The 16,775-nt window shown below is 65.0% G+C and carries 17 protein-coding genes and 1 tRNA gene; 5 read left to right on the forward strand and 13 right to left on the reverse strand.

Annotation, left to right across the window (positions count from 1 at the left end; translation table 11 throughout):
• The first annotated feature begins 23 nt into the window (after positions 1–23).
• Positions 24–356 carry an aspartate racemase/maleate isomerase family protein gene (locus tag DH10_RS37875; protein WP_343221514.1) on the forward strand — a complete coding sequence of 111 codons (333 nt, stop codon included), beginning with the start codon at positions 24–26 and terminating at the stop codon, positions 354–356.
• Here the strand turns inward: DH10_RS37875 and DH10_RS11940 are convergent.
• On the reverse strand, positions 286–1,242 hold the full coding sequence (locus DH10_RS11940) for a polysaccharide pyruvyl transferase family protein (RefSeq protein WP_192255137.1): 957 nt from the start codon (positions 1,240–1,242) through the stop codon (positions 286–288). The two genes, DH10_RS37875 and DH10_RS11940, sit on opposite strands and share 71 nt — an antisense overlap.
• Before the next feature lie 224 nt (positions 1,243–1,466).
• Here DH10_RS11940 and DH10_RS11945 point away from each other — a divergent pair, with 224 nt between their 5' ends.
• On the forward strand, positions 1,467–2,249 hold the full coding sequence (locus DH10_RS11945) for a hypothetical protein (protein WP_192255139.1): 783 nt from the start codon (positions 1,467–1,469) through the stop codon (positions 2,247–2,249).
• On the opposite strand, the gene DH10_RS11950 is transcribed toward DH10_RS11945, so the two are convergent.
• A complete protein-coding gene (locus tag DH10_RS11950; RefSeq protein WP_192255141.1) occupies positions 2,246–3,061 on the reverse strand; it encodes a glycosyltransferase family 2 protein in 816 nt (271 codons plus the stop codon). The two genes, DH10_RS11945 and DH10_RS11950, sit on opposite strands and share 4 nt — an antisense overlap.
• 331 nt (positions 3,062–3,392) lie before the next feature.
• On the opposite strand from DH10_RS11950, the gene DH10_RS11955 reads away from it, so the two are divergent.
• On the forward strand, positions 3,393–3,575 hold the full coding sequence (locus tag DH10_RS11955; RefSeq protein WP_192255266.1) for a hypothetical protein: 183 nt from the start codon (positions 3,393–3,395) through the stop codon (positions 3,573–3,575).
• Position 3,576: 1 nt separating this feature from the next.
• Here DH10_RS11955 and DH10_RS11960 read toward each other — a convergent pair whose 3' ends face one another.
• A complete protein-coding gene (locus DH10_RS11960; RefSeq protein WP_192255143.1) occupies positions 3,577–3,882 on the reverse strand; it encodes a UBP-type zinc finger domain-containing protein in 306 nt (101 codons plus the stop codon).
• The gene (locus DH10_RS11965; protein WP_192255145.1) at positions 3,882–5,573 is read right to left on the reverse strand and encodes an FAD-dependent oxidoreductase; all 1,692 of its coding nucleotides are present in this window, start codon (positions 5,571–5,573) and stop codon (positions 3,882–3,884) included. The genes DH10_RS11960 and DH10_RS11965 overlap by 1 nt, the downstream gene beginning before the upstream one ends.
• A 217-nt stretch (positions 5,574–5,790) precedes the next feature.
• Between DH10_RS11965 and DH10_RS11970 the strand changes: the two genes are divergently transcribed.
• A complete protein-coding gene (locus DH10_RS11970) occupies positions 5,791–6,570 on the forward strand; it encodes a class I SAM-dependent methyltransferase (RefSeq protein WP_192255256.1) in 780 nt (259 codons plus the stop codon).
• A 182-nt stretch (positions 6,571–6,752) separates the two neighbouring features.
• Here the strand turns inward: DH10_RS11970 and DH10_RS11975 are convergent.
• From DH10_RS11975 to DH10_RS12015, 9 genes are all read right to left on the reverse strand, one after another.
• Positions 6,753–6,837 (reverse strand) — tRNA-Leu (locus DH10_RS11975).
• Between the two features lie 74 nt (positions 6,838–6,911).
• Positions 6,912–7,532 carry a 2,3-bisphosphoglycerate-dependent phosphoglycerate mutase gene (locus DH10_RS11980; RefSeq protein ID WP_192255147.1) on the reverse strand — a complete coding sequence of 207 codons (621 nt, stop codon included), beginning with the start codon at positions 7,530–7,532 and terminating at the stop codon, positions 6,912–6,914.
• An 86-nt stretch (positions 7,533–7,618) separates the two neighbouring features.
• Positions 7,619–8,440, reverse strand: a complete 822-nt coding sequence (gene dapB, locus DH10_RS11985; protein ID WP_192255149.1) for a 4-hydroxy-tetrahydrodipicolinate reductase — start codon at positions 8,438–8,440, stop codon at positions 7,619–7,621.
• Positions 8,437–10,296, reverse strand: a complete 1,860-nt coding sequence (locus DH10_RS11990) for an ABC transporter ATP-binding protein (protein ID WP_192255151.1) — start codon at positions 10,294–10,296, stop codon at positions 8,437–8,439. Before DH10_RS11990 ends, dapB begins: the two co-directional genes overlap by 4 nt.
• A gap of 142 nt (positions 10,297–10,438) precedes the next feature.
• Entirely contained in the window at positions 10,439–11,458 is a 1,020-nt protein-coding gene (locus DH10_RS11995; protein ID WP_192255153.1) for a glucokinase, read from the reverse strand.
• A 349-nt stretch (positions 11,459–11,807) separates the two neighbouring features.
• Entirely contained in the window at positions 11,808–12,890 is a 1,083-nt protein-coding gene (gene mepA / locus DH10_RS12000) for a penicillin-insensitive murein endopeptidase (RefSeq protein ID WP_192255155.1), read from the reverse strand.
• A gap of 88 nt (positions 12,891–12,978) precedes the next feature.
• Entirely contained in the window at positions 12,979–13,884 is a 906-nt protein-coding gene (locus DH10_RS12005; protein ID WP_192255157.1) for an SDR family oxidoreductase, read from the reverse strand.
• Complete coding sequence (gene queG / locus DH10_RS12010; RefSeq protein ID WP_192255159.1) at positions 13,884–15,035, reverse strand: tRNA epoxyqueuosine(34) reductase QueG; 1,152 nt, start codon at positions 15,033–15,035, stop codon at positions 13,884–13,886. Before queG ends, DH10_RS12005 begins: the two co-directional genes overlap by 1 nt.
• Entirely contained in the window at positions 15,016–15,708 is a 693-nt protein-coding gene (locus tag DH10_RS12015) for a glutathione S-transferase family protein (protein WP_192255161.1), read from the reverse strand. Before DH10_RS12015 ends, queG begins: the two co-directional genes overlap by 20 nt.
• A gap of 160 nt (positions 15,709–15,868) precedes the next feature.
• On the opposite strand from DH10_RS12015, the gene DH10_RS12020 reads away from it, so the two are divergent.
• Positions 15,869–16,675 (forward strand): undecaprenyl-diphosphate phosphatase, encoded by an 807-nt coding sequence (locus DH10_RS12020; RefSeq protein ID WP_192255163.1) that lies wholly within the window; start codon positions 15,869–15,871, stop codon positions 16,673–16,675.
• Positions 16,676–16,775: the final 100 nt, after the last annotated feature.

Consider the following 16,775-nt stretch of genomic DNA (forward strand, 5'->3'; position numbering starts at 1 on the left):
CGATCGAGGCCGCGGCCGAGCGCATGGCGGCGGCGCCTGGCGTGGACGCGATCTTCATCTCCTGCACCAGCCTGCGCGTCGCCGAGGCGGTGGCCGGGCTGGAACGGAAGATCGGCATTCCTGTCACCTCCTCGAACCACGCCATGGCCTGGCACTGCCTGCGGCTCCCCCCCCCCCCCCCCCTGCCGGCGGCAGGCTGTTCGCGCTGCCGGCCAGCTGAGGGCAAGGACGCACGATCGTACGCTTCCCGATTGGAGAGCGGCGAGGCGGACCTAATTCACTGGGCTAGGGCTCTATTCTCACCACCCCGTCGACCACGGAGCCGACCGACCCTAGCGACGTGTCAGGCAGGCTAGCCCGGTCGGCGGGCGTTCGTGCTTCGGCGTGACCTCGCCGACCAATCAGCGCCACGGCATCGGCGCGAGCCCTGGAAGATAGGTCCAGGATCGTCGCCTGCGAAGTGGTCACCGCTTCGACCAGCCATTCGGCCAGAATCCGGCGCATCTGGCCGGCGAGCAGAGCTTCATTGGCTTCCTCGATCGAGTAGGCGAGCGGCCAGCCGATGCGGTTGAGGATCGGTTTCACCTTGCCCGTCCCCCTGATCTGGTCGATGGCGATCACCGGCTTACCTTTCGAGAGTCCGTAAAGCGAACCGTGCAGCCGCGTCGTCAGGACGAGATCGACGATCTCGAACTGGCGCTCGATCTTCGCTGCCTCGTTCCCCGGCCTCAACACTGTGTCGATCGGCTCGGTATCGAGACCGAAGGTTTCGGCGAGCTGCAACAAGAGCCGTTCAGCCCTGGCCCATTCGCTCATGCCATTGCCGTAATCCCGCTGGTCGCCACGGAAGCATAGCCCGGCTTTCAGCCGCTTGCCGGGTGGTGGTACCGCGCAAGGCAGAGAATGCGAAATCGCGAGATCGAAGGATTGTCTCGACAGACCGTCGCGCGCCAATACGGCCTCGAAGCGCGCCGCCATGTCCCGGTGCCGGGAAATGACGCTGACGCCAACGGCGATCTTCCTCGCCTTCCGGTGCACGGCCAGCAGGTCGACCAATTCGTCGGTCTGAACGATCGGGCCGCAGACGAACACCAGCGTTTCGATTTCGCAGCGCATGTCGAACAGGTCCCTCACCTGACGGTGGCCGGCAATGCCAAGGGCCGGATGGCTCAGAACGTCATGGTCATGGCCGGCCTGGCGCAGCGCCGCGGAAAGATTCTCCACCGCATGCAGATCGCCCACAGTCGCGCCGCCGCCGCCTTCGAAGCTTCCCCACCAGACAAGCGTAAGGGGCGAGGCGGCGGTGCGCCTAAGCAATCTGTGACGACGGTTGAAGGATCGGCATTTACGGCTGAGCAGCGACATAAGGTTTTGAGTTTCTTTCGAGATCTACTAGACAGCGGTCTTTCTGCAAGTGTGCTAGGCGCTTCTGCGTCGCATAGAGAAAGACGAGAAGGCAGGCAATATTGGCAGCCCCAACGGTCAACATGCTGTGGATCGGCGATGGGCTCGGTCGCATTGAGTTGCTGTCCATCGCCTCCTGGCTCGCTCATGGCCACGCGGTGCGCCTTCACGCCTACCAGCCGGTCGCCAATGTGCCGCGCGAAGTCGATTTGGTCGACGGCGGACGCTGCGTTCCCTTTGCCGATATAAAGCGCCTTCGTCACAGCAAGACCGGCTCGTATGCTCTGGCTTCCGACTATTTCCGCTACCGGCTGCAGCTGGTTTCTGGCGGGCTTTGGTCCGACCTCGACATAGTTTGCTTGAAGCCGGTGACTATTGAAGGGACATGCCTGTTCGGGCTCGAGGATGAGACCACTATCAATGGCGCCGTTCTCTATCTCGATGCCGGCTTGCCGGTGACGGTTGAGTTGGCAGGCCTGTTCCGCAATAACTATTTCCCGCCCTGGACGCGCTTGAACCGGGCGCGCAAGGCCCGGTTCAGGCGCCTCCTCGGCCTCCCGGTGCGGCCGGCCGATCTTCCCTGGGGAACCTTCGGCCCCAACGCGCTGACGGCGCTGGCGCGCAAGCACGGATTGTTCGAGCGGGCGCTGCCGCGGCACGTCTTTTACCCGCTCCATTTCGGCAAGGCACGTTCTGTCTACGATCCGACGTTCTCGCTGGACGCGGTCCTGCGCGAGGACACGCTGACATTGCATCTGTGGAACGAGATGCTGCGAGATCTGAAGCACGGTCCACCCCCGCCCGGTTCGCCGCTGGCGAAGCTTTTCGCCGAGTTCGGCATTTAAGCGGCGTTCTTGCGAAGGCGGGCCGCCTCTATCCTGTCGCGCACGATCTTCAGATTTACCGCGGCGCGGCTCGGATCGGCCTGCTTGTGCCAGATATGCAGCACCTCCGTCGCCCACGTGCCGGCGCGCCGGATGATGCCCCTGTCCTGCAGGCGAAAAACGAAGTCGATGTCCTCCGAGCCCCAGCCCGTGAAGGTCTCGTCGAAGCCGCCGACGGCAACCGCGTCGCTTTTCCAGCAGGCGAGATTGCAGCCCTTGATGCGCCGGAAGACGAAGGAGCGATAATCCGACATTGGCCGCCAGGGCAGCCGCACGAAAAACGCGACGATCTTGGAAATGTCGCCTTTCAGGCGGTGGCGCAGGATGTTCCGACGGAAGACTTGGTAGTCCCATGTCCCTGCGGCCAGCAATTGCTTGCTGAATTTCCGACCAAGCAGAATGCGGCTGCCGGTGATGAGGTGGTTCAGCCTGGCCAGCGCGCAATGTTGGGCAACGAAATCCGGCTGCAGGATGCAATCGCCGTCGATGAAGATCAGATAGGAGCCGCACGCCTCGGCTATGGCCTTGTTGAGGATTGCGGCGCGGCGAAAGCCGACATCCTCATGCCACACATGCTTGACGGGGACCGATGAAGAGCCGGCAAAGGCCTTGACCACGTCGGCCGTGCCCGGGCGCGAACCGTCGTCGGCAACGATAACCTCAAAGCAACGTTCGGTCTGGCCGGCGAGCGACTGGAGGCTGAGCCTTAGCGCCTCCGGCCAGTTGTAAGTATTGACGATCACCGAAACCGATACAGCACCGGCCGGGGTCATGAAAACGCCCCTGCCGTTTCTTCGCGTTGATCAAAAATGTTTCGGATAAGGCCGCGACAACGCAGCCTTTCGCGCGCAAATATTGCGCGCACCATCCCCCCAAGCATCCCCCACACCCCACAAAGAAACCCCGTTCGCTTTCTATTGGTGTCGAACTGCCTTCGTCAATATAATTAGAATTCGCTTATTTATAGGACATCGGATCGGGCGAACTGCCAAGGCGGCTTGCCGACCAGCTGATCGCCGGTTTCCGAGATTGCCGGGTTAACGGTTCCGGAAGGGGTTGTTTAACGCTTCGCTACTATGTCCCGCCCTCGGGAGGCATGACAGAGTGAGCGCGATGAACGACAGCCCCGAAAAGCGCAATGAATGGCGCGCCATCTTCTACGTGCAGGCGCGTGTGGCGATCCTGTTTGTGCCGATCATTGTCAGTCTTTTGATCATAGGCGCGCTCGCCGGCAACGACCGCGATCCCGGCGCCATCGACCGGACTGTCACCAGTTCGGTGAAGTAACTCAATAAAAGCGCGGGATCGGACCGTTCTGCGGCGTCGTGCGCTCGCCAAGGTCGATGAAAACCTCATCGACATAGCACCATGCCCAGCCTTCCGGTGGGTCGTAGCCTTCGATGATCGGATGCTGGGTGGCATGAAAATGCTTGGTCGCGTGGCGGTTGGGCGAGTCGTCGCAGCAACCGACATGGCCACAGGTGCGGCAGAGCCTGAGATGCACCCACCAGGAACCGCTCTTCAGGCATTCCTCGCAGCCGAGCGCGCTCGGCGTCACGTCCTCGATGTCGCTGGTATGCCTGCATTCGTCCATCACGATCTCCTGACCAATTCGGGATGACTGGCGCGGCCGCCGTTCCGCGCAAGATAGGCATGCAGCGCTGCCACCACCTGGGCGCCTTCGCCGACGGCGGCCGCGACGCGCTTCGTCGAGCCGCAGCGCACGTCGCCGATGGCGAAGACGCCGCTGCGGCTCGTTTCCATCAGGCCGTGGCCGGGCGCCACATCCGGTCCGGTTCGGACAAAACCCTTGGCGTCGAGCGCCACGTTGCAGCGCGCCAGCCAGTCGGTATTCGGGTCGGCGCCGATGAACAGGAAGAGGTGGCGGATGGGCCGCGTCGTCTTGACGCCGGTAGCCTGGTTGCGCCAGCGCAGCTGGTCAAGGTTGCCCTCATGTCCCTCCAGCGCCTCGATCTCGGTCTCCGTCAGCACCTCGATGTTCGGCTGCGCCTCGACGCGCTCGACGAGATAGCGCGACATGGTCTCGTTGAGACTGTCGCGACGTACGAGCATTGTCACCTTTCGTACCTGGCTGGCCAGATAGACTGCCGCCTGGCCGGCCGAATTGCCGGCGCCGACCAGCGCCACTTCCTGGTCCCGGCAAAGCCGCGCCTCGATGGGCGAGGCCCAATAGTGCACCGACGTGCCTTCGAATTGCGCGAGGTTCGCGATATCGAGGCGGCGGTAGCGCGCCCCGCTCGCGATCACCACCGTGCGCGCACGCACGGCCTCGCCGTCGCCGACATCGAGCCTGTAGCGTGCGCCGTCGCCGTCTGCGCCGAGCAGCTTCGCTTCGTCCGGGATCACCATCTCGACGCCGAACTTCTGCGCCTGATTATAGGCGCGCGCCATCAGCGCCATGCCTGTAATGCCGGTCGGAAAGCCGAGATAGTTCTCGATGCGCGAGGATGCGCCCGCCTGCCCGCCGAAGGCGCGGCAGTCGAGCACGATCGTCGACAGCCCTTCCGAGCCGGCATAGACCGCTGCGGCAAGCCCCGCGGGTCCGGCGCCGACAATGGCCACGTCGTAGATTTTACCGGCATCGATCGGCCGCAGCAGGCCGACGCAGCGGGCGAGATCGCTTTCGCCCGGATTGTGCAGCAGCTTGCCGTTCGGGCAGAGCACGATCGGCAGATGGTGCGGATCGACATGAAAGCGCTCGATCAGCGTCTTCGCGCAAGGATCGGTTTCGGAATCGAGCGCCCGGTGCGGCTGGCCGCTGCGGGTGAGAAACCCCTGCAGCCGCAGCACATCGCCATTGCCGGGAGGTCCGATGATGATCGGCCCGCTGATGCCGCTTTCGAGCAGACCGACACGACGCAGGATCAGCGCCCGCATGATGCGCTCGCCAAGGTTCGCCTCCTGCACCATCAGGTCGCGCAGGCGTTGCGAGGGGATGACGATGGCCTCGACCGGCTCGATCGCTTCCGCATTGACCAGCGACGGGCGGCTCGAAAGCTGCGCCAGCTCACCGATGAAATTGCCCGGGCCGTGAGTGATGATCGCCGCGCGAGGGCCGAGCCCGCCGGCCTGCGTGATGTCGACTTTGCCCGACAGGATCACGATCAGCCCGGGTGAGACCGTGCCGGCGGTGACGATATGCTCGCCGGCAGCATAGGGGCGCGCCTCGCCGAACCGGCGCATGCGCTCGATGTCCGCGTCGGTCAGGACGGGAAACATCTGGTCGCGGCGGGCGGCGATGGTCGGGCTGACGGAAGGGGCCATGCCGTGACCGTACCGTCCCGGTCGCCGGGTTTGAAGCGGTTTGTTCGGCGCCTGGCCGGAAGAGGAGGTTCGCCCTTTCCGCCCTTCGCTCTTGCTACAGTTGGATGCCTCGCCAAGAGTGCAAGTCAGTTCCGCGACGACTGATAGAGGCTTACAAGGCTGTCGTGGAAACGGCAGAGCAACCAACGTCCGTCGGCAGCCAAGATAAAGCAGGATGATGGCATTGGAATGCGCTGACTTCTACGACACGGAACTGGCACGGCACAATCGGCACCTTGGGGCCGCTGCCGCTGTCGCGATACGTGACCGGGTGCTGGACATCGGCTGCGGCGCGGGACAAACGACCCGCGAGGCCGCACGCGTCGCTGTCGACGGAAAAGTTGTCGGCGTGGATACGTCCAGTGAGATGCTCGAAGTTGCGCGGCGGCGTTGCGCCGAAGACGGGCTGCGCAACGTGGCCTTTGAGCGGGGGGACGCGCAATCTCACCCGTTCCCTGCCGCCAGTTTCGATCTTTGCATCAGCCGATTCGGAGTGATGTTCTTTGCCGATCCGGCGGCGGCATTCGCCAATATCGGCCGGGCGATGCGGCCGGGCGCGCGCCTTGTGTGGATGGTCTGGCAGAACCAGGAGCGCAACGGGTGGTCAGGAGCCATTCGGCAAGCCTTGAACCCGCAAAGCATGCCGTCCGAGGATGTTCCCATGGCGTTTTCACTTGGGGATCCTGCCGTCGCTGCAGATCTTCTCAGCGCGGCCGGATTTGTATCCATCGACTTCACTGAGGTGCATGAGCCGGTCTTCTACGGGCCGAATGTCGATGCCGCGTTTGAGGCTGTCAGCAGCTTCCAAATGGTGAAGGAAGCGCTTGTGCGTACGGCTGAGCCGCCCGGGAAGGTGTCGCAGCGGCTGCGCGATATGTTGGAGGCGCACATGACGACCGAGGGCGTGCTGTTCGACTCGCGCGCGTGGCTCATCACTGCCCGCCGAGCGAACGGATAGCCGGCGAAGCCTGAAAATCAGCTGCTCATACCGTGCAGTCCTCCTTCGCCAAGGCTTCGGAGGATACCCCTTCGCTCTTGGAACTCCGGATGGCCTGTCCTCCTTCGCCAAGGCTTCGGAGGATATCCCTTCGCTCTTGAAACTCCGGGTGGCCTGCCATCCGTAGCTCGAAGAGCGAAGGATGGTGCCCAGAAGAGGACTCGAACCTCCACTCCTTGCGGAACACGGACCTGAACCGTGCGCGTCTACCAATTCCGCCATCTGGGCTGGTGGGCGCTCATGTAAGCGGGCGAACGAAGCGTGTCAACGCGCTTTTTTCAAACCCGCATGGCTGCGCTGGTTCACCCCTCCAGCACTTCCTTCTTCGCCACGGTCGAATCGGCGTTGAGCTTGTAGATCACCGGCACGCCAGTGCCGAGTTCGAGCTTGACGATCTCCTCGCCGCTCTTGCCGTCCAGCGCCATGATCAGCGCGCGCAGCGAATTGCCGTGGGCCGCGACCAGCACCGTCTCGCCGCGCAGCACATGCGGCTGCACGTCGTGCAGATAGTAGGGCCATACGCGCGCGCCGGTATCCTTCAGGCTTTCGCCGCCGGGCGGCGCCACGTCGTAGGAGCGGCGCCAGATATGCACCTGCTCCTCGCCCCATTTCTTGCGCGCGTCGTCCTTGTTGAGGCCGGAAAGGTCGCCGTAGTCGCGTTCGTTGAGCGCCTGGTCGCGGATGGTCTCGAGGTTGCTCTGGCCGACCACGTCGAGAATGTGCTGGCAGGTCTCCTGCGCCCGCTTCAGCGCCGAGGTGAAGGCGATGTCGAATTTCAGCCCGCGCGCCTTGAGCTTCTCGCCTGCGGCGAGGGCCTCCGTGTTGCCCTGCTCGGTCAGATCGACATCGCGCCAGCCGGTGAACAGGTTCTTCAGGTTCCATTCGCTCTGGCCGTGGCGCACGAGCACGAGAGTTCCCGACATGTTTGCTCCTTCGTTAGAGCAATTCCAGGAAAAGTGTGTAGCGGTTTTCCGTCCGGAATTGCGTAAGACAATATGGAAAGGCCGCCTCAGCTCAGGCCGAGCACGTCCCGCATGGAATAGAGCCCGGGCTTCTTCGCGCGCGCCCAAAGCGCCGCCTTGACCGCGCCGCGGGCAAAGATCGCCCGGTCCTCGGCCTGGTGCGAGAGCGTGATGCGCTCGCCGGTGCCGGCCAGGATCACGCTATGCTCGCCGACCACCGAACCGCCGCGCAGTGTGGCGAAGCCGATCGTGCCGGGCTTGCGCACGCCGGTGTGGCCGTCGCGCACCCGCACGCTGTTGTCCTTGAGCGCGATCTCCCGGCCCTTCGCCGCTGCCTCGCCAAGCAGCAGCGCCGTGCCGGACGGCGCGTCGACCTTGTGCTTGTGATGCATCTCCAGGATCTCGATGTCGAAATCTTCGCCGTCGAGCGCGCGCGCCGCCTGCTCCACCAGCACTGCCAAAAGGTTGACGCCGAGGCTCATATTGCCGGATTTGACGATTGTCGCATGGCGCGCGGCGGCCGCGATCTTCGCATCGTCTTCCGCCGAGCACCCGGTGGTGCCGATGACATGGACGATGCGCGCCTGCGCGGCGTAGCCTGCGAATTCGACGCTTGCTTTGGGTGCCGTGAAATCGAGCACGCCGTCCGCCTTGGCGAAGGCCGGCAGCGGGTCGTCGACGATCGGCACGTTGATGGTGCCGATGCCGACGAGCTCGCCGGCATCCTTGCCGAGATGCGGCGAATCCGGCCGCTCGACAGCACCTGCAACGCGCGCGCCGGGAATGGAGTGGATGGCGCGGATCAGCGTCTGGCCCATCCGGCCGGCGGCACCGACCACCACCAGGCCCATATCGCCCGTTTCACTCATGCGCTTCTCCTGACAGCCTTCTTCGCGCGCGTGCGCGGCAGCGGAGTTTGGATTGGCTTGGCGTCATCGACAAGTCCCAACCCCTTCTTGCCCTGTATGCGATGAAAGCGGGCATAGATGCTGTGCGGGTCGGCCATTAGCGTCGCATGGGTGCCTTCCTCGACCAGCCGCCCTTCTTCCAGCACGATGATGCGGTCGGCGTTGACCACAGTCGACAGCCGGTGCGCGATCACGATGGTGGTGCGCCCCTCCATGACATGGGTGAGCGCCTCCTGGACGCGTGCCTCCGCCTCGTTGTCGAGCGCCGAGGTCGCCTCGTCGAGCAGAAGGATCGGTGCCTGGCGAACGATGGCGCGCGCGATCGAGACCCGCTGGCGTTGGCCGCCCGACAGCGTCGCGCCGTTTTCGCCCACCGGCGTGTCGTAACCCTGCGGCTGCTGACGAATGAAATCGTCGGCAGCGGCCTGTTTCGCGGCCTGTTCGATCTCCGCGTCGGTTGCCGAAAGCCGTCCGTAGCGGATGTTGTCGCGGATCGTGCCCTCGAAAAGATAGGGCGCCTGCGAGACGTAGGCGATCGAGCCGCGCAGCGAGCGCTTCGTCAGCTTCGAGATGTCCTGGCCGTCAACCTCGATGCTGCCCTTGTCGACGTCGTAGAAGCGCTGCAAGAGGGCTACCAGCGTCGACTTGCCGGCGCCCGAGGCGCCGACGATCGCCGTCACCTTGCCGGCGGCGGCGGTAAAGCTCAGATCCCTCAGCACCGGCATGTCGGCGCTGTAGCCGAACGTGACATTGTTGAAGCGCACTTCGCCGGAAGTGATCTTCGCTTCGACGGCGTCGGGCGCGTCGTTTTGTTTCGGCTCGAGGTCGAGCAGTTCGTAGATCATGCGCGCGTTGACCAGCGCACGTTCCATCGCCACCTGCATGCGCGCCAGCCGCCTTGCCGGATCATAGGCCAGGATCAGCGCGGTGATGAAGGAAAAGACCGCGCCCGGCGGCTGTCCCAGCACCAGCGCCCGGTAGCCGGAATAGGCGATCACGCCGGTGACGGCGAGACCGGCCAGCATGTCGGAAATCGGCGACAGCCGTTCCGAGACGCGGGCGATCTTGTTGCTGCGCTGCTCGGCCGTGTCGGCCATGACGCCGATGCGGCGCGCCAACTCGTCCTCCATGGTGAAGGCCTTGACGATGGCGATGCCTTGCGTGGCCTCCTGCACGGACCCGCTCAGCCGTGAATTGATCAGCACGGATTCCCGGTTGATCTTGCGCACCCGGCGGGTGATGTAGACGACGGCCCAGATCAGCGGCGGCCCGATCAGCAGCGAACTGAGCGACAACACCGGATCCTGATAAACCATGAGGCCGACGAGGCCGGCCAGGGTCACCGCGTCGCGGGTGATCGAAATCAATGTCAGCGACAGCAGATCGCGGATGCCGCCGATATTCTCGTCCAACTGCGCCGCCAAGCGGCCGGAGCGTGTGTCGTTGAAAAAATTGACGCCGAGCCTCATCAGATGGTCGAAGGTGCGCTTCTGGTAGCGGGCCACCAGATTGTTGCCGATCGTGGCCAACGCCACCGCCTGGCCGTAGCCGGCGAAACCACGCACGAGGAAAGCCCCCATGAAACCGGCACAGATCCACACCACCGCGTCGCCGCGCCGTTCGTAGAAGATTTCGTTGACCATCGGCGCCATGACCCAGGCCGAGAAGGCAGTCGCGCCCGAAACCAGCAGCGAGCAGACGATGGCGACTACATAGGACCAGCGATGGTCGTGGCCGTTTTCAGCGATGATCCGGCGTAGCACCGCCGTGACCTCGCCGGGTCGGACCTTTTGTTTGTTTGGATTTTGACGTGTCAAATCAGAAGCGCTTCGTGGTTCTCGTAAGACGATCTCGCAGGATCGGGCCGCAATTCGGCACTCCTCTTAGCGTCCCGGCTACGGCTTGCCTATGGCGAAACTTCGTCGCGGCGGCCGATGGCCATCCCGAACCCCGGCGCGATCACGTTCGCCAGTGCCGCCCCGCCGTCTGCACCCCGAACAGCGACGGGGTCCTGGCATAGGCGGCGAGGCCGAGAAGCGCCGCCAGCGGGTGGGTAATGACATAGACCGGCATCGCGCGCATCAGCGCGCTGTGCGGCGCCTTGTCCTCGAAGGCGGCGCGGAAATTGCCGGCTTTCAGCGCCGGCACGATTTTTTGCGCGATGCCCCCGGTGAGGAACACGCCGCCACGGCTCATGAACACCAGCGCCAGGTCGCCGGCGGTGCGGCCGAGGCAGGTGACGAACAGTTCCAGTGCTTCCTGTGCCACCGGATCGGATTTGGCGAGCGCGGCCGCGGTGATCTCGGCCGGCGTGCTGAACGGTGCCGCCTTTGCGTCGGCCTTGGCCACCGCGCGATAGAGATTGACCAGCCCGCGGCCGCACAGGATCTGCTCGCCGGAGATGCGGCCTTCGAGCTTCTCGATGTGCGGGAACACCTCGAAGTCGCGCGGCGTGCGCGGCCCGATATCCATATGCCCGCCCTCGCCCGGCACCGGTATCCAGTGGCGAAGCGCGTAGATCAGCCCGGCGACGCCGAGCCCCGTCCCGGGGCCGAGCACGACCCGGCCGGCGCCCGGCTCGGGCGTGCCGCCGCCGATCTTTTCCATATGCTCTTCGCCGAGTGCCACCACCGCCAGCGCCTGCGCCTCGAAATCGTTGAGCACCACGATCTCGCTCAAGCCCAGATTGGCAAACATCTGGTGCGGCTTGACCACCCAGGGGCAATTGGTGAGCCGGATCTCGTCGCCGTCGACCGGCCCGGCAACCGCCAGCACCGCCGAATGCGGCTGGATCGACGAGCGGTCGAGCACCGCCGCCTGGATCGCTTCATCGATGGTCTTGAAATTGGCCGTCTGGACGATCTGCGGCTCGGTCGCTTCCGAATTGGCGTCGAGCACGATCGAGAAGCGCGCATTGGTGCCGCCGATGTCGCCGATCAGGACCGGAAACCGCAACGCTGTGTCGTCTTCGCCTGCCATGCTCTTTGTTCGTCCCGTTCCGGCCGCCTGCCGTTTGTCTGTTCGTTGAACTAGCGCATGGGCTTGCAAAGGGAAAGTCGGTTTGGCCTCAAGGTTCGTGGCATTTGCTTCAGCGTTCAGGCCGCCCTCGCTCACCCTTTCAGCGTTTGCGCTGCCCCTCACCTGCCTGCCGGCATCCTCTCCCCCCTTGAGGGGGAGATGTCGCCGAAGGCGACAGAGGGGGTCGCCGCGCGTGAAGCGCCGACGCTTTCCGAGACGAAAGACAAAGCCGGCGATCTATGTGAGACGACCCCCTCTGACCGCTTCGCGGCCATCTCCCCCTCGAGGGGGAGATTACGCAGGCTGGACCTCAATTCCCCGGCCTTGGTCGCGGCAGCGGAATGCCGATTTTCGGTGTCGGAGCGAAGGCGCTCGCCTGGGCCGGGAGCGTCGGCGTACTGCTAGAGATCGTCTCCACCGGCTCGGTCGCCTCCGGTTCGGCCGCCGCGACCGCTGCCGCGCCGCCGCCTTGATAAATGACGGCTTCCAGCGAAGGCGCGTCCGGCGCGGCGAGCACCGCCTGGCACTCCCTCGGCAGGTTGGCCATCGTCATCAGGTCGCGGGCCTTCGGCACGTCCGGGTTCTTGTTCGGGCGCCACGGCTCCTCGGTGAACCACCAGGCAAGCGGCTTGCCGCAGCCGTCGTCGTCCGGCGTCGCCTCCTGCGCCTTGCAGCCGGCCGAGCCAGGCTGGCAGCCGATGCGCATATGGAAATGATAGTCGTGGCCCCAGAACGGGCGGATCTTGCGCAGCCAGGAACGGTCGCCCGTGACGGTGTCGCAAAGCTTCTTCTTGATACCCGGATTGACCAGGATGCGCTCGACCTCCGGATAGCTCGCGGCGCGCCTCAGCAGCCGCGTATGCGCCGGCGTCCACAGCGCGTCCTTCACCAGATGCGTCTTTTCGTCGACCATCAGCGTCGCGCTCATATTCTCGCGCTGCGCCATGGTCAGCGGGCGCCTCGGCATCGGCGTCAGCCAGATGTCGGCATCGAGGCCGATCTGGTGCGAAGCATGGCCGGTCATCATCGGCCCGCCGCGCGGCTGCGAGATGTCGCCGATCAAAAGCCCGGGCCAGCCGTCGGCATGGGCGTCGCGCGCGAGCTTCTCGATCAGCGCGATCATCGCCGGATGGCCCCAGCGGCGGTTGCGCGAGGGGCGCATCACTTCCCAGGCCGGTCCGTCCATCGGCAGGGCGACGCCGCCGGTGAAGCAGCCTTTGGAATAGAAGCCGAAGGATTGCGCCGGCGCCACCGCCGGCAGCTTCTTGGCGCCGAACAGGTCTTTTGCGCGCGGTTCGGCCGAGATCGCGGCCGCAGCCAGCGCGGCTAAAGTCACCAGCGCAAGCGCGGCGGTCAGGAACGGCTTGCTGTCAGGCAGCGATCGCAACGTCATCAGGTCGGGTCCCCTCTCCAGTGGCGCGACGCAATCTCGGCGACATGCTTCAGACGCGAATCATACCATGTCCCGCGCGTCGCTTCGATCACCGGCGCTTCATCGGGCTGCGCGGCTCTCCGTCCCGCCAGTTGCCGTCCGCCCACATCCGCTCCAACGCCACCCGGTAATTCGGGAAACGAAAGCTGTAGCCGGCCGCTTTGATCGCCGCGTTGGCGACGCGCTTGTTCTCGCCATAGAAAGAACGCGCCATGGGCGAAAGTTGGGCGGTCTCGAACGGAATCTCCGGCGGCGCCTCAACGCCCATCAGCCCGGCGGCATAGGCGACGACGTCCTGCGGCGGCGCCGGTTCGTCGTCGGTAACGTTGAAGATGGCGCCGAGATTCCTATCGGCCAGGTGCCGGAGCGCGCCGGCAATGTCGTCGCAATGGATGCGGTTGAACACCTGATCCTTCTTGACCAGCCGCCGCGCGGTGCCGTCTTCGAGATTGACCAGCGCGTTGCGGCCCGGACCGTAAATGCCGGAAAGCCGCAGGACCGCCACCGGCCTGCCGGCCTCGCGGCCGAGCTTCAGCCATTCCTGTTCGGCCGCCACCCGCATCACCGAGCGCTTCGACACCGGTTTGCAGTCGGCGCTCTCGTCCACCCAGGCGCCGCCATGGTCGCCATAGACGCCGACGGTGGAAAGGTAGCCGATCCATTCCAGCGCCGGCATCTTCGCCCGGATGGTCTCGCCGGCAGCGTTGAGCACCGGATCGCCGGACTCGTCCGGCGCGACCGAGACAATGAGATGCGTGGTTTGCCGAAGCGCGTCGCTGATCTCGGACGTCAACGAACCATCGAAGCGTAGCGGCTCAATGCCCGCCCGCCGCAGCGCCTCGAATTTTTCCGGCGAGCGCGTCGTGCCCAGGATCGGCGCACCCTGCCCGTTGGCTCGGGCAAAGGCCTTGCCGGAATAGCCGGCGCCGAAGAAGAAGAAGTGTTTTTCGCCCATCAAGGAACCTCTGCTGAATTTCGCTGCGCCGACAGCCATTCGTCGCGCACGGTTGTGTCGCCTTCGGTCTCCAAGGCCGATGCAGCGAGCTTGGCAAAATCGCGCTCAGGCAGCAGTCGCGATAGCGCCCATACTGCCGCACCCCGCACCAGCGGCGAGCCTTCGTCGAGCAGGCCGCGCACGATCGGCGTCAGCGAAGCATCGTTGGAATTGCCGGCGGCTATCAGGACATTGCGGACAAAACGGTCGCGGCCGATGCGCTTGATCGGCGAGCCCGAAAAGAAAGCGCGGAACGCCGCGTCGTCGAGGAGCAACAGCTCCGACAGCGGCGGCTCGCGCAGGTCGTCGCGCGCGGCAAGCTTGGCTTCCGAGGCAACGCTGGCGAACTTGTTCCACGGACAGACGGCGAGGCAATCGTCGCAGCCATAGATGCGGTTGCCGATCTTCTCGCGGAATTCGCGCGGGATCGGCCCCTTGTTCTCGATGGTCAGGTAGGAGATGCAGCGCCGCGCATCGAGCCGGTAGGGCGCCGGGAACGCATCGGTCGGGCAGACGTCGAGACAGGCGCGGCAGGAGCCGCAATGGTCGATCTCCGCTTTGTCCGGCTCGAGCTCGGCCGTCGTGAAGATGGTGCCGAGGAACAGCCATGAGCCATGCGCGCGGCTCACCAGATTGGTGTGCTTGCCCTGCCAGCCGAGCCCGGCGGCTTCGGCAAGCGGCTTTTCCATCACCGGCGCCGTGTCGACGAAGACTTTGACGTCGCCTCCCGCCCGCGCGACGATCTTGCCGGCGATCTCCTTCAGCCGGCCCTTCATCACGTCGTGATAGTCGCGGTTTTGCGCATAGACAGAGATCGCGCCGCGATCCCGCTTTTCGAGGATATCGCGCGGATCGCGGTCCGGTCCGTAGTTCATCGCCAGAACGACGATCGAGCGCACCTCCGGCCACAGCGTCGAGGGCTCGGCGCGGCGCCCGATCGTCTCGGCGATCCACTCCATCGAGCCGTGGAAACCGTCGGCGACGAATTCGGCCAGGCGCGCCGGCGCCAGCGGGATCGCGCCAGGCCTGGTCACCGCGACGGCATCGAAGCCGGCGCGGCGGGCCTCCGCGTCGATCAGCGCGCGGAGCTTGTCAGAAGTCGAGGTCCGCATAATGCGATACCGGCGACAGGCCGCGCACCCGGTCGGTGAGCAGCGGCCGGAACGACGGCCGTGATTTCACCCGCGTGTACCATTCGCGCGCGGCGGCATGCTCGCGCCAGTCGATCTCGCCGAGATAGTCGAGCACCGAAAGCGTCGCCGCCGCGGCGAGGTCGGCATAGGTCACCTTGTTGCCGGCCAGCCAATGGCGCGTGCCGGCCAGCCAGTTGGTGTATTTCATGTGCTGGCGGATGTTGGCGCGCGCGGCGCGGATTGCCGCCGAATCGGGCGAGCCGCCGCCCGCCGTCTCCGGCATGACCGGCTTCAGCACGCGCTCGCGCACCAGATGGCGGGTGACCTCGCTGTCGGCCTTGCTGAGATACCAATCGGTCAGACGGCGGATTTCGGCGCGCTGCATCGGGTCTTCGGCAAACAGCCGCCTGTCGCGCTTCAACACCCCGCGCGTCTCGTCGAGATATTCGGCGATCACCATGGCGCCGACGATCGGCACGTCGCCCTCTGCAAGCAGGATCGGCAGCGTGCCGGCCGGATTCAGCGCCAGAAACTCCTTGCGCCGCGTCCAGGGCTTCTCCTCGATCAGCGCCAGTTCCTCGCCATACTCGCCGAAGGCGAGGCGCACGAACCGGCAGGTGGCGAACATCGGGTGGTGGAAAAGCGTCAGCATGGTTCCGCGATGATAGGGCGCACTGGCGAATCGTTACCGGCGCCGGTAAGTCTTGGCGGCCCGTCATGCGGCCGTCACGGTGCTGCGACCTATAGGGGGACTTCCGCGCCGTGACAAGCAAGCCGTTGTCTCCAGTCGTCCCCGAAATCCTGAGGTTGCCATGGAAAGCCAGACTATTGTCGAAGCGCTGCTGCTTGGGCTGCTGGAGGGCCTGACCGAATTCATCCCGGTGTCTTCGACCGGTCATATCCTGCTCGCCGGCCATTTCCTCGGCTTCCACTCGACCGGCAAGGCCTTCGAGATCCTGATCCAGCTCGGCGCGATTCTCGCGATCCTGAGCGTCTATTTCCGCCGCCTTTGGAAGATGCTGCTCGAACTGCCTTATGATCGGCGGACCCGCCATTTCGTCATCGGCATCCTGATCGCCTTCCTGCCGGCTGCGGCCATCGGCGCGCTCGCGCATGATTTCATCAAGACCTTCCTGTTCGAATCGCCGCGGCTGATCTGCATCATGCTGATCATCGGCGGCGTCGTGCTGCTCGCCGTCGACCGCATGAAGCTGAAGCCGTTCTACCAGGATGTCGAGCGCTTCCCGACCAGGCTCTATCTGCAGATCGGCCTGTTCCAGTGCCTGTCGCTCATTCCCGGCACCTCGCGCTCCGGCTCGACCATTGTCGGCGCGCTGCTTTTGGGCGTCGACAAGCGCGCGGCGGCGGAGTTCTCCTTCTTCCTCGCCATGCCGACCATGGTCGGGGCCTTCGCGTTCGATCTCTTCAAGAACCGCAACGTGCTGACCTCGGCCGACCTGCCGATCATCGCCGTCGGCTTCGTCGCCGCCTTCGTCAGCGCCCTGATCGTGGTGCGCTTCCTGCTCGATTTCGTCTCGCGCAAAGGCTACTCGCTGTTCGGCTGGTGGCGCTTGGTGGTGGGTGCTGTGGGATTGGTGGCGCTGATGATCTGGGGGTGAGCGCCCACCCGCCCCCGGGGGGGGGGGGGCCCCCCCGGGGGGGGGGGGGGGGGGGGGGTTCGGTACCGTACCCCCGCCCCGGCTCGCCAACGACGCTTCG

It is taken from the genome of Mesorhizobium silamurunense (assembly GCF_014843825.1).
Lineage (GTDB): Bacteria > Pseudomonadota > Alphaproteobacteria > Rhizobiales > Rhizobiaceae > Mesorhizobium > Mesorhizobium silamurunense.

Excerpts from the sequence above, each read along its gene's own strand:
- dapB (WP_192255149.1), bottom strand. The coding sequence starts at position 8,440 with ATGAGTGAAACGGGCGATATGGGCCTGGTGGTGGTCGGTGCCGCCGGC.
- queG (WP_192255159.1), bottom strand. The coding sequence starts at position 15,035 with ATGCGGACCTCGACTTCTGACAAGCTCCGCGCGCTGATCGACGCGGAG.
- DH10_RS11970 (WP_192255256.1), top strand. The coding sequence starts at position 5,791 with ATGGCATTGGAATGCGCTGACTTCTACGACACGGAACTGGCACGGCAC.
- DH10_RS37875 (WP_343221514.1), top strand. The coding sequence starts at position 24 with ATGGCGGCGGCGCCTGGCGTGGACGCGATCTTCATCTCCTGCACCAGC.
- DH10_RS12015 (WP_192255161.1), bottom strand. The coding sequence starts at position 15,708 with ATGCTGACGCTTTTCCACCACCCGATGTTCGCCACCTGCCGGTTCGTG.
- DH10_RS11960 (WP_192255143.1), bottom strand. The coding sequence starts at position 3,882 with ATGGACGAATGCAGGCATACCAGCGACATCGAGGACGTGACGCCGAGC.
- DH10_RS11965 (WP_192255145.1), bottom strand. The coding sequence starts at position 5,573 with ATGGCCCCTTCCGTCAGCCCGACCATCGCCGCCCGCCGCGACCAGATG.
- DH10_RS12005 (WP_192255157.1), bottom strand. The coding sequence starts at position 13,884 with ATGGGCGAAAAACACTTCTTCTTCTTCGGCGCCGGCTATTCCGGCAAG.
- mepA (WP_192255155.1), bottom strand. The coding sequence starts at position 12,890 with ATGACGTTGCGATCGCTGCCTGACAGCAAGCCGTTCCTGACCGCCGCG.
- DH10_RS11950 (WP_192255141.1), bottom strand. The coding sequence starts at position 3,061 with ATGACCCCGGCCGGTGCTGTATCGGTTTCGGTGATCGTCAATACTTAC.
- DH10_RS12020 (WP_192255163.1), top strand. The coding sequence starts at position 15,869 with ATGGAAAGCCAGACTATTGTCGAAGCGCTGCTGCTTGGGCTGCTGGAG.
- DH10_RS11995 (WP_192255153.1), bottom strand. The coding sequence starts at position 11,458 with ATGGCAGGCGAAGACGACACAGCGTTGCGGTTTCCGGTCCTGATCGGC.
- DH10_RS11980 (WP_192255147.1), bottom strand. The coding sequence starts at position 7,532 with ATGTCGGGAACTCTCGTGCTCGTGCGCCACGGCCAGAGCGAATGGAAC.